The organism is Clostridium sp. DJ247 (genome assembly GCF_014231265.1).
Genome location: NZ_JABAIW010000055.1, coordinates 1 through 16,455, shown reverse-complemented (window position 1 = coordinate 16,455; position 16,455 = coordinate 1). Strand labels below are relative to the sequence as shown.

Here is a 16,455-nt window from a genome sequence, read left to right as displayed (position 1 = left end):
TAGATGAAGAATTAGTTAACATGATTCCTATAGATACCCAAGTTAACGTATTATACGAACTATTAAATAAGGTAATTGACGAAGGAACTGTAAGAGCTAGAATAGTAAAATATAAATTAGGTAGTTATGTTAAAGATAAAGATGTCTTTAAGAGAATATATGCTTTAAACAAAATTGCTAGTGATGGAAAAGGCCTAAAAGAAATACCTAATGAGTCAAATATGTATGAAGCACTTGAAGATACTAATAATTGGCTTGGAGAAGCTCTAGCTAAGAGATATGTTAGAAAAAGCATAGAAGATGAAATGGAAAAAAATCTTAATGAAAAACAAGATAAGTATATGGATGAAATTAGGTTAAGCATAATTAAAAAACAAAAAGGACCAGAGAATGCTAAAACCTTAAAGAAATATGCTCAGCTTGAAGTGTTAGATGCTAAAAAACTAAGTAAGAACATACAAAGCCTACTTAGACCAGAGGTATTTGATGAAATTATCGGACAAGAAAGGGCTATAAAATCTATTTTATCTAAAATAGCATCTCCATATCCACAACATATTATCTTATATGGTCCACCGGGAGTAGGAAAAACAACAGCAGCTAGGCTTGCGTTAGAAGAAGTAAAAAGACTAAAGTATACTCCATTTGATAAAGATGCTAAGTTTGTTGAGGTAGATGGAACAACTTTAAGATGGGATCCAAGAGAAATAGCTAATCCTCTTCTAGGATCTGTACATGATCCTATATATCAAGGTACTAAAAGAGATTTGGCTGAAACTGGCGTTCCTGAACCAAAATTAGGACTAGTTACAGAAGCTCATGGTGGAGTTCTATTCATAGATGAAATTGGTGAATTGGATGAGATGCTTCAGAATAAATTATTAAAGGTGTTAGAAGATAAGAGAGTAGAGTTTTCATCATCTTACTATGATCCTGAAGATGAAAATACGCCTAAATATATAAAGTATTTATTTGAAAATGGTGCTCCTGCAGATTTTGTGCTTATTGGAGCTACGACTAGAGAACCAAGTGAGATAAATCCGGCTTTAAGATCTAGATGTACAGAGGTTTATTTTGAGCCATTAAATTCAAAAGATATACAAAATATAGTTGAAAATGCTGCAAAGAAGATCAATGTACACTTAGAAGCTGGGGCAGCTGAACTAATAAGTAGATATACAATAGAAGGAAGAAAAGCTGTTAATATGCTTGCAGATGTATACGGTTATGTATTATATAATAAAGAAGGATCTCTATTAGAGAATAAAATTAGTATATCTGTTGAAGATTTAAAACAGGTTATCTCAATAGGAAGACTTGTACCTTTTGAAGAAGTTAACATAGATTCAAAGTATGATGTTGGACATATATATGGACTAGGGGTTAGTGGTTATGTTGGGTCAAGTATAGAAATAGAAGCATCTGTCTTTGAAGCAAAAGAAAAAGGTAGAGGAACAGTGAGATTTAATGACACTGCTGGAAGTATGGCAAAGGATTCTGTATTTAATGCAGCTTCTGTTATAAGAAAGCTCACTGATAAAGATATAAGCGATTATGATATACATGTAAACATAATAGGTGGAGGTAAAATAGATGGGCCTTCTGCCGGAGCAGCTATTACGGTTTGCATTATAAGTGCACTATTAAATAAACCGTTGAGACAAGATGTTGCTATTACAGGAGAAATTTCTTTAAGGGGAAAAATAAAGCCTGTTGGAGGAATATTTGAAAAAATTTATGGTGCAAGAAGGAAGGGAATAAAACTAGTAGTTATCCCAGAAGATAACTCAAAAGAAGTACCTTCAGGACTTAATGATATTGAAGTCAAGTCAGTAAAAACTATCGAAGAACTTATGAATTTGGTGTTTGAGAGCTAGTTCTAAGGAGAGATGACACATGGATACACCTATTAGAAGTATGCCACATAGTATAGAAGCTGAACAAAGTGTATTAGGATCTATGCTTATAGATAAAACTTCCATAGCAGAGGCTATGGAAGTTTTAAAAACTGAGGATTTTTATAAAGATGCACATAAAGTTATATTTGAGGCTATATTAGATTTATTTCAGAAAGATATTGCAGTGGATATAATAACACTTACTGAAAGTCTAAAGGCTAAGGATAAGCTGGAAGCCTCAGGTGGTATAACATATATTAGTGAACTAAGTGGTTCTATAATATCTACTGCAAACATACAGTCGTACATAAAGATTGTAAAAGATAAATCAACCTTAAGAAAGCTTATTAGAGCATCAACTAAAATAATTGAAGAGAGTTATAATAGTCAAGATGATGTGCCAAGAGCAATTGATTTAGCTGAAAAGGAAATATTTAATATTGCAGATAACAGAACAGCTTCGGATTTTGAACCCATGAGTACTGTTTTAGAAAGAGGTTTTTTAGAAATAGAAAGACTCTTTAATAATAAAGGGGAAACCACAGGTGTTCCATCTGGTTTTAGAGAGCTTGATGATAAAACTTCTGGATTCCAAAAAGGTGATATGGTACTTATTGCAGCAAGACCATCTATGGGAAAAACTACTTTTGCACTTAACTTAGCAGAATTTGCTGCTTTAAGATCTGGTAAAAGTGTAGCAATATTTTCACTAGAAATGTCCAAGGAACAGTTGGCATATAAGCTTCTCTGTTCAGAGGCTCATGTTGATATGTTAAAGCTTAGAACTGGTAATCTTGAAGACAAGGATTGGGAGAATATTGCTAAGGCGTCAGGTCCTTTAGCAGCGGCAAAAATATATATAGATGATACAGCTGGTATTTCTGTTATGGAAATGAGATCTAAATGTAGAAGATTAAAAATAGAGCATGGTATAGATTTAATAGTAATTGATTACCTACAGCTTATGTCTGGAAGTAAAGGATCTGAGAGTAGGCAACAGGAAGTATCTGAGATCTCAAGATCTATAAAGGCCTTAGCCAAAGAGATGCAGTGTCCTGTTATAGCACTATCACAGCTGTCACGTGCACCAGAACAAAGAGCAGACCATAGACCTATGTTATCAGATCTTAGAGAATCTGGATCAATTGAGCAAGATGCAGACTTAGTTATGTTTTTATATAGAGATGAATATTATAATAAGGAAACTGAAGATAAAAACATAGGAGAATGTATTATAGCAAAGCAAAGAAATGGTCCAACAGGGACGGTGAAGCTGGCATGGCTTGGACAGTTTAGTAAGTTTGGTAATTTAGATGTTATACATCAAGAATAATGATGAAATTATTAAAAGTCTCTTAGGTGGTTAAATGCTACTTAAGAGGCTTTTTAAGTTATAATAAGAAATCAAAAAGTTATCATGAAAAAAGAATTAAATAAGCTGAAACATTTGGTGGATTTTAATAGTTAAATTTCATTTAGGATTATCTTTTAGATCATTATACAATGAAATGTTGGAAATTAAATACTTAATAGGTTTTAAATATAATTATTGATAATAATTTAAAGTAGTATTAAAATTAAAATATAATATGCTCCTATTGCTCAGTTGGCAGAGCAACTGATTCGTAATGAAGTACCATGAATCAGTAAGTTTTCAAGGGTTTTTTGTTACAAATAATGTAAAATTAAAAATTAATTTTTATATGCTGGAATAGCTCAGCCGGTAGAGCGACGCACTCGTAATGCGTAGGTCGTGGGTTCGATTCCCTTTTCCAGCACCAATTTTATAGTATAAAAACAAAGCTGAAAAGGTTACACTTTCAGCTTTGTTTTTTTGTACAAGTGTAAAATAAATTTAAATTTTTTATAATTATCATTAAGTATCATTAAAATTTTTCTGAAAAATAATATAGGTTTTAAATTTTAAGAAAAAAAGAGCTATAAGTTTTTTGCTTATAACTCTTATATAATTAGGAAGCTATTTTTATTTAGTAGGAATTTAAAATTTTTTTGTACAAAAAACATGCCGCAAGGCATTGAAAACAAAGGATTAGCAAATTTACGGAAAAATATTACAAGGGGTAAACTGTAACTAAGGTTAAGGTAAAAAAAAGTGGTTTCTAAGGACGCTTTGTTCTATCACATTGAAGATTATTAAGGAAAGTTAAAATAATTTATTAAAAGAAAAATAGACTTAAATCGTGAAAATTTAACTTGATTTTTCAAAATTTAACATGAAATTATACTAAAATACTACTTAAAATGATAATATTATATAATATTATATTTGAAGGGAAGAGAAACTATGAAAAGAAGTTCATTAAAATTTAAGTTGGTATCTTTTATAGTACTTTTAATAGTAGTAGTTGTTATTTTATTATCTACAATTACTGATTATATTATTAAAAAAAATTTACTAAGTTATGTGAAAAATAATAATTTATCTATAGCCAAGTCTATAGCTGATAGTTCAGAAAAATTTATAGAAAAATCCTATAGTTTAACCTGTGAACTTGCAGAAAACAGTGATATTGTAAATCTTGACGCATCCAAACAGAAAACAGTTTTAATCAATACTATAAATCGAAATCCATATTTTGATTTGATTTATCTTCAAAATGTGGATGGTAATCAGACAGCAAGATCTAGTGGAGAACTAGGAAATAGGGCAAACAGATGGTGGTTTATTGAAGAAATGAAGAAGAAAAAACCTTTCGTAACAAAATCGTATTATTCGCTAATGGGAAATACTGCAGTAGCATCAATTATATCTCCTGTATATGACAATAATAAGAATTTAATTAAGATTCTAGGTTCTGACTTAAAGTTAGACGAGCTTCAAAAACTAGTTGAAAAGTATAATAAACAAAATGATATAACTGCTTACATAATTGATGGGGATGGAAATGTACTAGCTCATACAGAAAAAAATCAAGTGCAAGAACTATATAATTACAAAACCTTGAAAAAAACAGTATTAGTTAAGGATTCACAGGGTAAAGTATTATTAGATGAAAAAGGTAACCAAAAAACAGAACAAAAGGATGTTAAGGTTCCTACTGAGCTAGGCATTATAAGTAAAAAGGTTTTAACTGGTGATTCAGGGACTACGGAATACACTGATTTAAACGGGAATAAAGTAATTAGTTCATATACTCCAGTTAATTTGCCTGGTGATTCAGATAAATGGGGAGTAATTACTATTAAAAATGAAAAAGATGCACTTCAATTTGTTACATATATTAATATAATTAATACAATAAGCGCATTAGTCATATTGTTTATATCCATTATTAGTATACTTGTACTAGTTAAGAAAACATTAAAACCAGTGGATGAATTAGTAATTCTAATGGAAGAAACATCTAGTGGAAACCTTAATGTTCATAGTAATTATAATAAAAATGATGAATTTGGAATACTTTGTATAGGTTTCAATAATATGATAAATAATCTTAAAAAGCTGGTTGTAAAGGTTAAGGATTCTTCTTCAGAGGTATCTTCATACTCAAATACATTATCAACAATTATGGATGAAACATCTAAAATGATAAACAATTTAACTGAAAATGTGCTAGACGTTACAAATAATACTTCTCAACAAATGAATTTAATTAATGATGGAAATAAGATTACAATAGATTTTACAAATAAAATTCAAGATGTTACTTCTTATGCAGAGGACACAAAATTATTATCTGAAAAGATTTCTGATATAAATAGTGAGAACTTAAATACAATAAAAATATTAGAACAAAAGTCCTTGGAAAATGAGCAGGTTTCAAAGCATATTGTAGATACTATTGATGATTTAAATAATAAAGCAATATCTATAAATGATATAGTGGAGGCTATCACAAATATATCAGAGCAAACTAATTTACTGGCACTTAATGCAGCAATTGAAGCTTCAAGAGCTGGTGAGGCTGGAAGGGGCTTTTCGGTGGTTGCTGATGAAATTAGAGCACTGGCTGAAAATACAAACAGTTATAGTAATACTGCTAAAGATATTGTGAAATCAATACAAGATAGTATTATAAATTCTAAGCATAAAATACAAAGTGTAAAAAGCATATCTGAGGAACAAAATAAAGCAGTAGTTAAGACAAAAGAGGCTTTCAATAACATTAATACTTCAATTTATGAAGTTATAGTAAAAGTGAATGAAATATCTTCTAAGTTGAATAATGCATATGATGATAAGGAAAGACTTGTAGATGCAATGAACACTATAGCTGATTCATCCTCTAATATTTCTTTTATAATACAGGAGATATCTGCTGCCTTTGAAGAACAAAATGCTTCTGTAGAAGAAATTACAGCCTTATCAAAAGAATTACAAGAAATGTCTTCTAATTTAATAAATGTAGTAAAAGAATTTGATGTACAATAATTGTATTTAAAGGATAAGCAAAAGGCTATAAAAGTACAATACAATTTTATGAAATTAGCTTTTTATGGTATATTTATAATGGTAATATAAATATAATCTAAAATTACAATAAAAAAGTAAAAAACTTTTTTAATTGCTATTTTTCTATTTTAGTATAAGAAATAATATGGATGGTATAACAGTCACTTTGTCCAATATAGGGATGAAGTGGCTTTTTTGTTTGCCATTTGCCGTACTATTTTTGGCAAGTAGATTTTTATAAGTAGCCTAAAAATGCAGTATTTTTAACGTATTGGAATGATTAAAAAGAAAGTTTTATAACTGATTCGTAATCAGTAGGTCGCAGGTTCGATTCCTGTTGGGAGCACCAATATTGAAGGTAATACATACACAGTAGATAAAAAAAATAACTAACTACTTAATTTTATTAGTTTGCTGTATTTTTATTAATATAAACAGAGCTCTTGGTTTCAGGGGAATTTGTCTATGACCACTGGGAAAATTACTGTATTGCTAAAGTTTTTTTAAATTATATTTAAGATCTATATATATTTTCAGGGAAATATACATAAGTTTAGATATAAGTTAATTTTTCGGGAGGCATACATGCAAAAACAGTTCTCTTTAAGTAATGGAAAGGCCATGATTAATTTTACAGCAAAATACTGTAATACTGCTGAAAAGATATTTAATAGTTATGGGTTTAAGACAGTAGTACACTCATATTTAATTAAAATAAAGGCTAAGGAATCTAATATTTATAAGTATATAACTAAAGGTATAGGTGTGCAGAGTGAAGAAGAAACTGTATATAACATTATTAATATTTTCAAATTTTTAATGGTTTTAAATGCGGATGAAGTAAGGAAACTTAACCCGTATTATGAAATAGTATTAAGTAATAAGGAAAAATTTATTTTGTTTATAGAAGACTTATATAATTTTTGGAGAAAACTTGAAAGGTATACTATAGTGCAAAATAATAGAGCTGGAGAAGGACTTCAAAATGTTAACTTTATAGATGCTAATAATCAATTTTCGCAGCTTATTTTAGACACCTATAGAAAAATAGAAGAAAGTGTAATGGGACATAAACCACAGATATATAGGCAATTACCTGTGGGAGGGAATGCAGGTCTAATTTTAAGTAGTATAAAATGGGATTATCCTGAAGAATATTCTTGTCTTAATAATATACCATTTATTCAATCCATTGTTCTTGATCCTCCATTTATAACATATCCTAAGAAAAATAAGAGAGATGGAGTTTTTAGCGAATACTTTTCAAATCCATTAAAAGATTGTTCTATAAATAAAGAACATTGGTTATGCTATCCTGCTAAAGTAGGTAGTCTTCTTGCATATATATATTTTCATAGAGATTTTATGGCTCATGGCGTGACTTTATGCAATTTATTTGAAATTGCTAATGAAGATGAGTATAAAGGAAAGAAGCCAGATATAGTATATTTATTTGGAGCTACAGATAAAAGTAAGGAGATGAAAACTATTTTTTATGATGATATAAAAAATGAAATAATGCTGGGATATGTGAATTATAACAAAAATATAGATTATTTTGGATACATGAAGAAAATGACACTAACACTTCACAATCTTATAATGATAAAAAGAGGATATCTACCTATACATGGAGCTATGGTTAACATTATAACAAAAGATAATAAAACAGCTAATATACTAATAATGGGAGATAGTGGTGCAGGGAAATCTGAAACATTAGAAGCATTTAGAGAATTAGGATATAAATATATAAGCGATATGACTATAATTTTTGACGATATGGGAGTAATTAAACTGAATAAATGTGATAAACCATTAGCTTATGGGACTGAAATAGGTGCATTTGTAAGGTTAGATGACCTAGATACAGGTTATGCTTTTAAGCAAATAGATAGAAGTATATTTATGAATCCTGATAAGATAAATGCTAGACTTGTAATTCCCGTTACAAGCTATACTGAGATTACAAAGGGCTATCCTATAGACTTGTTTCTATATGCAAATAATTATGAAGAGGGGGATGAATTAGTTATTTTTGATAACGTCTATGATGCTATGAGTGTATTTAGAAATGGAGCAAGAGTAGCTAAAGGTACAACAACTGAAAGTGGACTTGTTAAGACGTACTTTGCTAATCCGTTTGGACCTGCACAAAAAATTCAGGATACAGATAAATTATTAGATATATATTTCAAACAGTTTTTTAAATTGGGAATAAAAGTAGGACAGTTAAGGACTTGTTTAAGTATTAATGGAAAAGAAAAAGAAGGGCCAAGAAAAGCTGCATTAAAGCTTTTACAAGAAATAAAAAATTTTTAAAATACATTTTATTAATTCAATACATTTTATTATTATAAGAACATACAATAATGTCTAAAAATGTATTGAATTTTTTTATTTCTATACTTATAATTAAAATCAAAAGAGCAAAGTTATCCTTAAAAATACTTATAAGATACAGAATATTTTTGAATTTTTAAATAAAAGTACTATTTTTATTAATCTATTTAATACTTTTTAAAATATAGCTTTAAGTTTATGGGAGGATTGAAATTGTATAATAAAGATAAAAAGGACACGGATGATAGTATAGATTTAGATTACTACTTAAAAATATTTCAGTTATTACCATATCCAATTATAATAGTAGATAACCATAATAAAATAATAAAATTAAATGATAAAGCTTACAAAATATTTGATAACTTATATTTGCAAAGTACTATAAATAAAATAGTTAAAAAAGATACTTATATAGAGGAATCTTTTAAAAGTAGTCTTTTAACGACAGAAGGTAATAAGTATTTTGAAATAAAAGTTAGCTCTCTAACTAATAAAAAAGGTAATATAGATGGAAAAATTATAGCACTTAATGACCTAGAAGAAACCATATTAAATGAACAATATTCTAACAAATACAAAGTAAAACTTTTAGATGACGTAAATCACGAAATAAGGACTTATATAAATGGAATAATTGGTATGACAGATTTAACACTTATGACAAATTTGAATTCGGAACAGAAGGAAAATCTAAATTTAGTTAGGTCCAGTACATCCAAGTTATTATGTGTAACCAGCGATATAATTGACTTTTTTAAAATGCAATATGATGAAATAAAACTGGAAAATGTAGAATTTAATTTTAGGAAATTCATTGGAGAAACTATAAGAGCAATAGGTAGTGAGGCAATAGATAAAAGAGTAGAGTTAAAGGTAAATATTGATGAAGATATTCCAGAGATATTGATTGGAGACCCTACAAGAATAAAACAAGTTTTAGAAAATATTATAAATAAATTTATATCATCGGCTAATAAAGGACACTTAATTCTCAGTATAAAAAAGGAGTATTCTAACGATAAAAGCATTAGAATAAAATTTAATATTGATAACAATAGTACAGCATTAGATAGAAGAGACTTAAATAGGATACTTAAAAGCTTTCAGAGTATTGACAGCAAAGACATTACAAAAAAACATATAGAAACTCGCTTAAGAAGCGTTATATCAAGAGAACTCATTGCAATAATGAATGGGAAGATAGAACTAGGAGACACAATTGATGAGGAGTATATATTTTCTTTTAGCATGCTTTTGGAAAAAGGGAAAAAATATAGCAGTGTAGTACATAATGACAACAATAATATGTTAACAGGATTAAAAGTGAAGAGACCATTAAATATACTCATTGTTGATGATGATAAGGCTAGCCAAGTAATTATGAATAATTTGTTTAAGAAAAACGGTCATAAATGTGAAGTAGCTGGCAATGGTGAAGAAGCACTAAAAATAGTTAAGGAGAAAGAATTTGACTTAATATTTATGAATATACAGATGCCTATACTTGATGGAATTCAAACAACTAAAATAATAAGGAAACTAGAAGGAAATAATAATAGAAATAAGCCTATTATAGCTGTTACTGCTCATACATTAAAGAGTGACAGAGAAAAATTTTTAAGTATTGGTATAGATGCTTATATGTCAAAACCATTTAGTATAAATGAATTGTCCAAAATTGTTTATAACACAGTAAACAGTGAAAAAAATAGTGTGCATATGGTAAATAAACAAAATAATATAGAAGATGGAGCACTTTTCTTACATCTCTTATAGCAGGAAACTGCTATTTTTTGTTTGGATATTATTTCAATAAATTGTTATGATATAATTAAGGTTAAAGATTTGAGGCGAGGTGTAATTATGTACGGTACTATAGATAGATTTGAAAGAAACATTGTTATAATCCAACTTGATAATGGAAATATAGTTAATATAGAAAAAGATAAAATTCCATTACAATCAAAAGAGGGTGATGTGCTAAAGATAGATAAATGTATATCAATAGATTATGATGAAACTAAAAGAAGAAAAAAACATATAGAAGATATAGTTGAAGATTTGTGGAAATAAATACTGGTGATTAGACACATATGTTGCTTATTTATCTTTGGCAATATTCGTTATAAAAAGTTAATTATGCTTATAATCGTATAGTAAATGTAGTATACATATTTATTATACGAATTTTTTATTTAATTTAATTACTAATATTCGTATTAATTATTGACTGCTACATATAGTTTTGATACCATTAGGTAGGAGGCATGTGTTTTGTATAATAACAAAATCATTTGGCTTCTATAGTTGAGTAATTAAAACTATTTAATTAAATGATTCCCATAATGTATATTAAAAATATTTTATTATGGAGTGTTTAAGTGTACTGAAGATAAGGTCAAAAGTTTATTCATAATAGGGAACGGAGCTGGTGTTAACATAGATTCTATATAAATAGCCATGCCCAGCTTAGTTATTGCAAGAAGCATAGTTAATAATAAATAGTATTAGTGATTATTTAAGTATAGTCAACTTGAGTAAAAGGGAGGACACATTTATGTCAGCATTTATTGTTTTAGGAGCGCAGTGGGGAGACGAAGGAAAAGGAAAAATGACAGACTATCTTGCTGAAGAGGCAGATGTAGTTGTTAGGTTTCAAGGAGGAAATAATGCCGGCCATACAGTGGAAGTAGGTGATAAGCAATATAAACTTCACTTAATACCATCAGGTATACTTTATAAAGGAAAACTAAATGTAATAGGTAACGGAGTAGTACTTGACCCAAAAGCTTTGTTTGATGAAATAAATTATCTAAAAAGTGTTGGAGTAGATGTTACACCTGAAAATCTTATAATAAGTGATAGAGCACAACTTATAATGCCATATCATAAGATATTAGACGGAATAAAGGAAAGAGCTAGAGGAAAGAAAGACATAGGAACTACTGGAAAAGGTATAGGACCTTGTTATACAGATAAGATGGAAAGAAGTGGTATAAGAGTTTGTGATCTTATGCACAAGGAAATTTTTGAAGAGAATTTAAAAGAAAATGTGGAATGGAAAAATGATATAATAACTAAAGTTTATAATGGTGAAGCTTTAGATATTATATCAATACGTGATGAATATTTAGAGTATGCTGAGAGAATGAGACCATTTGTAAAAGATATATCTGTTGAAGTTTATGATAATATCAAAGCAGGAAAGAAAGTACTATTTGAAGGTGCACAAGGAACGCTGCTAGATATAGATTATGGTACTTATCCATATGTAACATCATCTAATACTATTGCTGGTGGTGTATGTACTGGTGCTGGGGTAGGACCAACAATGATATCTAGTGCAGTAGGAATAGCTAAAGCATATACTACAAGAGTTGGAAAAGGACCATTCCCAACAGAATTATCTGACGAAACTGGAGATTGGATTAGAGAAACAGGACGTGAATATGGTGTAACTACAGGAAGAGCAAGAAGATGTGGTTGGCTTGATCTTGTAATACTTAAAACAGCTGCAAGAGTTTCGGGTCTTACAAGCTTTGCTGTTACTAAGATAGATACTTTGGCAGGACTTGAAAAGATAAAAATATGTGTAGGCTATAAGTTTAATGGAAAAGTTATAGACTATTTTCCAGCGAGCCTTGAGGATTTAGCTAAATGCGAACCTATATATGAGGAATTTGATGGATGGGATAAGGGCATAGAAAATGCTAAGAGTTACGATGATATTCCAGATAATGCAAAAGTATATTTAAAGAAAATAGAAGAATTCACAGGAACAAAAGTATCTATAGTTTCAGTAGGACCAAGAAGAGATCAAACAATAAATATTTCAGAAATATAAACTTGATTTATAAAAATTCAGGCTGTAATTTTAATTATAAGCTTGAATTTTTTTTATTAACATATCTAGACTATATTACATCAAGTATAAAGTATTATAATAAATATAATTATAAAGATAAGAGGTGGAATTTTCATGGTAAAGTTGGTTAAAGAAAAAGAATATGAAATACAATATTATGATATAGACTACAGTGGCAGGTTATTAATGTCGAGTTTGATGAGATACTTAGGAGATATAGCAACAAGACAATCAGAGGATATAGGTATTGGAATTGATTATCTTAAAGAAAAAGGCATAGCTTGGGTAATATATAAATGGAGTATAAAGATAGATAGATGTCCAAAGTATGGAGAAAAAATTAAAATCAAAACTATTCCATATTCTTTTAGAAAGTTTTATGCTTATAGAACATTTGAAATTATTGATGATGATGGGAAAACTATAGGAAAAGCTGATTCCATATGGTTTTTAATAGACATAGAAAAGAGAAAAGCTATAAGGATAAAGGAAGAATTGTATAAGGCTTACGGTGTTGAAGAGAGTAATAAAGATATTCTGGAGATAGAAAAAGTAAATCCTCCTGAACATATTCACAGTGATAAAAGCTTTGATGTAAGATATAGTGATATAGATACTAATAGTCATGTAAATAATGTAAGATACCTAGAATGGGCTATAGAAACAGTACCTTTAGACATAGTTCTTAATTGTTTACTTAAGAGCACAAATATAACCTATCAAAAAGAAACTACCTATGGTGAAGATGTTAGAGTACTTACTGAAATAAATAAGGAAGATAAAAAATATATTTGCGTACATAAAATTATAGATAAAGCTAAAAGAGAGCTAGCCTTATTAGAAACCCAGTGGGAAATAGAAAATAAATGCTGCTAAAATTATTCATTAGCAGCATTTTTTCCAGCTAAAAACCCAGAACTCCAAGCCCATTGAAGATTAAAACCGCCACAATCCCCATCTACATCTAATATTTCCCCTGCAAAATATAAGTGTTTAATTATTTTAGATTCAAGAGTGCTAGGATTTACTTCCCTTGTACTTACACCACCTGCGGTTACTTGGGCGTTCTTAAAGGAATTCGTATCATATACTTCAAATTTCCAACTTTTAAGTAAAGAAAGTATTTTTTGTTTTTCTTGCCAACTAAGATCATAACAAGGTTTATGTATATTTTCAACAGCAGCTTCTCTTAATAATATAGGTATGACTTTTTTGTTTATAAGGCCTATAAATGAATTATAAACACTTCTGTAACTAAACATTCCCCAGTGATTTTCAAAAAAATCATTCAATTGCTCTTTATCTAAGTTTGGCATCATATCTATAGATATGATTACTTTCTTGCCCTCATGTAAAGCGAGAGAGGCTATACGGCTTATTTGGAGTATAGGGGGACCTGATACTCCATAATCAGTGAATAATACTTCTCCAAATTCAGATCTCTTAGGAATACCATCTACGTATACTTCTGAAAGTCCATCAAATTTTACACCGGCTAGAGCTTTCAGATAATCATATTTAAGTTTAAGTTGTACAAGGGCTGGAATAGGATTTATTATACTATGCCCAAGAGTGCTAGACAAACTAAACCCAGATCCATCAGAACCAGTATTAGGTGCAGATTTTCCACCACAACATACTATAGTCTTATGGCAGTTAAATGTTTCTTGATTTTCAATAAGTATTTTAAAATCTTTATTAGTTCTTTTTATATCTTTAACTTTAGAATTTAGATATACAGGGATATTACGATCCTCTATAGCCATTCTAAAAATGTCAAGTACAGATGAAGCTTGGAGGGATAAAGGATACATCTTACCTCCATCTAAAGTTGTTAAGGGAAGGCCTAGAGAGTAAAAAAAGTTTATGGTATCACCTATTGTAAAATTGTTTAATGCATACTCAAAAAAAACTGGATTTTTACTATGGTATCTTGAGAAAGAAAGAATTTCATTAGTAATATTACATCTACCGTTACCAGTAGATAGAAGCTTATTCCCTATCCTGCTGGTACCTTCTATTATAGCAACATCTTTTCCAGCATCTTTAGCAACAATAGCTGCAATAATACCAGAAGCACCACCGCCAATTACTATTATTTCATGAAACAAAGATAACAACTCCTTGTATTTAAATTATTATTAATATTTTACCTCAAATAATTATATTTTTAATATAAATTTAATTACAATCTTTTATGTAGAAATATAAGTTAAAGTTACATTTGTAATATATAATACTTGATATAATAGCATATATTCAACAAATATACTTAGTTTTTCAAGAAATTAATTTTTTAGCAGTTTTCAGAAGCTTGTACTGAAAACACTAAAACCTTAAATAGTGAAGCTATAATGGATCTATCCTACCAATAAGTTAGCTATATAGGTCCTTTTATATTTATCTATATTTTGTATATAATATCTTTATAAGGTAGTATATTAAAAATTGTACATAGAAAGGGTAAGGTTATATGGAAGCTTTAAAACTATTAGATTATAAAAATTGGGTAGTAGTTGGAGACGTATTAAATCACAATAAGTATGCTTATCGAATAATAAATTCATTAAAAAACGCCAATTTTAATGCTGAAGGAGTTAACCCTAGAGATACTACAGGAGAAGTATATAAAAGTCTAGATAAGGTTCCCTATAAAATAGATGTTATAGACTTATGTATAAATCCTATAGATGGCTTAAAAGTAATAAAAAGTGCTATAGAATTGAATATAGATAAGGTACTGATACAACCTGGTGCAGAAAGCGATGAAATACTAAATCTATGTAAAAGTAACGGGATTATAGCTATAGAGGGGTGTGTACTTGTTGAACTTTCTAAATTGTAATTAAGGGGGAAGTTATTAATGCTAAAAATATATGCTGTATCTGATTCTATTGGAGAAACTGCGGAACAAGTAGCGAAAGCAACAGCAAGTCAGTTTAATGAAAAAATAGAAGTAATAAGGATTCCATATGTGAAAAGCTTTGAAGATGTAAACGAGTTTATAAATAATTTAAAAGATAAGACTAATTTGATGATAGTATCTACTATAGTATTAGTTGATGTAAGGGAATTTTTAGTTCAAAAATGTATAGAATCAGGAATATCTGTAACAAATGTATTAGGCCCTTGTATAAGTGTAGCTTCAAGAATTTTAAATAAGCTTCCAGATTATAGGCCAGGTGCTGTTTGGGAAATAGATTCACAATACTTTAAAAAGATAGAAGCAATGGAATTTGCAATACAATATGATGATAGCAAAGATCATTCAGGCATAAAAAATGCAGATGTGATTTTAATAGGTCTCTCTAGAACATCTAAGACTCCTCTATGTATGTATCTTGCTAATAAGGGTATAAAGGCTTTAAACATACCTGTTATGCCAGAAGTGCCTATACCAGAAGAATTATTTCAATTTGATAGAAAGAGAATAATAGGGCTTATTATAGACCCTATGCAGTTAATAGAAATAAGAAGACATAGACTAGATAAATTTTCGAAACTATCAAGCGAAATCCAATATGCCAATGCAGAGAGAGTTTTGCAAGAATTGGAATTTGCTGATAGGCTAATGAGGAGACTTAGATGCAAAGTAATTGATGTTACGAAGCGTGCCATTGAGGATACAGCATTAATAATATTAGAGCAAATAGGTTATGTGGGGGAAAAACAATATTAAAAATATTAAAACAATTTAGTAGTAATATACGCTAAAGTGTTGACATATAAGGTTTTACATCGAAATAAAAAATAAAATTAAAAAAAAATAAAAAAATGTGTTGACACTTTAGTGAATATCTTGTATTATAGTCTATGTCAGGTCGCTGGTGACGAGCTAACGAAATGACGAAAAGGAATATGGCCCATTGGTCAAGCGGTTAAGACACCACCCTTTCACGGTGGTAACAGGGGTTCGAGTCCCCTATGGGTCA

11 protein-coding genes and 2 tRNA genes are annotated in these 16,455 nt (G+C 29.3%); 12 read left to right on the top strand and 1 reads right to left on the bottom strand.

Features of this window, described 5'->3' with window-relative positions; genetic code table 11:
* Positions 1–20: 20 nt before the first annotated feature.
* The 9 genes from lonC to HGI79_RS18245 all read left to right on the top strand — a co-directional run bounded on the left by lonC (position 21) and on the right by HGI79_RS18245 (position 13,399).
* Positions 21–1,877 carry a Lon family ATP-dependent protease gene (lonC, locus tag HGI79_RS18285; RefSeq protein WP_185652139.1) on the top strand — a complete coding sequence of 619 codons (1,857 nt, stop codon included), beginning with the start codon at positions 21–23 and terminating at the stop codon, positions 1,875–1,877.
* A 19-nt stretch (positions 1,878–1,896) separates the two neighbouring features.
* A complete protein-coding gene (locus HGI79_RS18280) occupies positions 1,897–3,231 on the top strand; it encodes a replicative DNA helicase (protein WP_185652120.1) in 1,335 nt (444 codons plus the stop codon).
* A 372-nt stretch (positions 3,232–3,603) separates the two neighbouring features.
* A tRNA-Thr gene (locus HGI79_RS18275) sits at positions 3,604–3,679 on the top strand.
* Between the two features lie 524 nt (positions 3,680–4,203).
* On the top strand, positions 4,204–6,291 hold the full coding sequence (locus HGI79_RS18270) for a methyl-accepting chemotaxis protein (RefSeq protein WP_185652119.1): 2,088 nt from the start codon (positions 4,204–4,206) through the stop codon (positions 6,289–6,291).
* A gap of 606 nt (positions 6,292–6,897) precedes the next feature.
* Positions 6,898–8,634, top strand: coding sequence for a phosphoenolpyruvate carboxykinase (locus HGI79_RS18265; RefSeq protein WP_185652118.1), 1,737 nt, complete (start codon positions 6,898–6,900; stop codon positions 8,632–8,634).
* Between the two features lie 234 nt (positions 8,635–8,868).
* A complete protein-coding gene (locus tag HGI79_RS18260; protein ID WP_185652117.1) occupies positions 8,869–10,434 on the top strand; it encodes a response regulator in 1,566 nt (521 codons plus the stop codon).
* 21 nt (positions 10,435–10,455) lie between these two features.
* Complete coding sequence (locus tag HGI79_RS18255) at positions 10,456–10,731, top strand: DUF3006 domain-containing protein (protein ID WP_241428262.1); 276 nt, start codon at positions 10,456–10,458, stop codon at positions 10,729–10,731.
* A 484-nt stretch (positions 10,732–11,215) separates the two neighbouring features.
* Complete coding sequence (locus HGI79_RS18250) at positions 11,216–12,502, top strand: adenylosuccinate synthase (RefSeq protein ID WP_185652116.1); 1,287 nt, start codon at positions 11,216–11,218, stop codon at positions 12,500–12,502.
* A gap of 135 nt (positions 12,503–12,637) precedes the next feature.
* Entirely contained in the window at positions 12,638–13,399 is a 762-nt protein-coding gene (locus tag HGI79_RS18245; RefSeq protein ID WP_185652115.1) for an acyl-[acyl-carrier-protein] thioesterase, read from the top strand.
* 2 nt (positions 13,400–13,401) lie between these two features.
* On the opposite strand, the gene HGI79_RS18240 is transcribed toward HGI79_RS18245, so the two are convergent.
* Positions 13,402–14,634 carry an NAD(P)/FAD-dependent oxidoreductase gene (locus HGI79_RS18240; RefSeq protein ID WP_185652114.1) on the bottom strand — a complete coding sequence of 411 codons (1,233 nt, stop codon included), beginning with the start codon at positions 14,632–14,634 and terminating at the stop codon, positions 13,402–13,404.
* Positions 14,635–14,996: 362 nt separating this feature from the next.
* Between HGI79_RS18240 and HGI79_RS18235 the strand changes: the two genes are divergently transcribed.
* The 3 genes from HGI79_RS18235 to HGI79_RS18225 all read left to right on the top strand — a co-directional run bounded on the left by HGI79_RS18235 (position 14,997) and on the right by HGI79_RS18225 (position 16,455).
* A complete protein-coding gene (locus tag HGI79_RS18235) occupies positions 14,997–15,368 on the top strand; it encodes a CoA-binding protein (RefSeq protein ID WP_185652113.1) in 372 nt (123 codons plus the stop codon).
* An 18-nt stretch (positions 15,369–15,386) separates the two neighbouring features.
* Positions 15,387–16,202 carry a pyruvate, water dikinase regulatory protein gene (locus HGI79_RS18230; protein WP_185652112.1) on the top strand — a complete coding sequence of 272 codons (816 nt, stop codon included), beginning with the start codon at positions 15,387–15,389 and terminating at the stop codon, positions 16,200–16,202.
* Positions 16,203–16,383: 181 nt separating this feature from the next.
* Positions 16,384–16,455, top strand: a tRNA-Glu gene (locus tag HGI79_RS18225).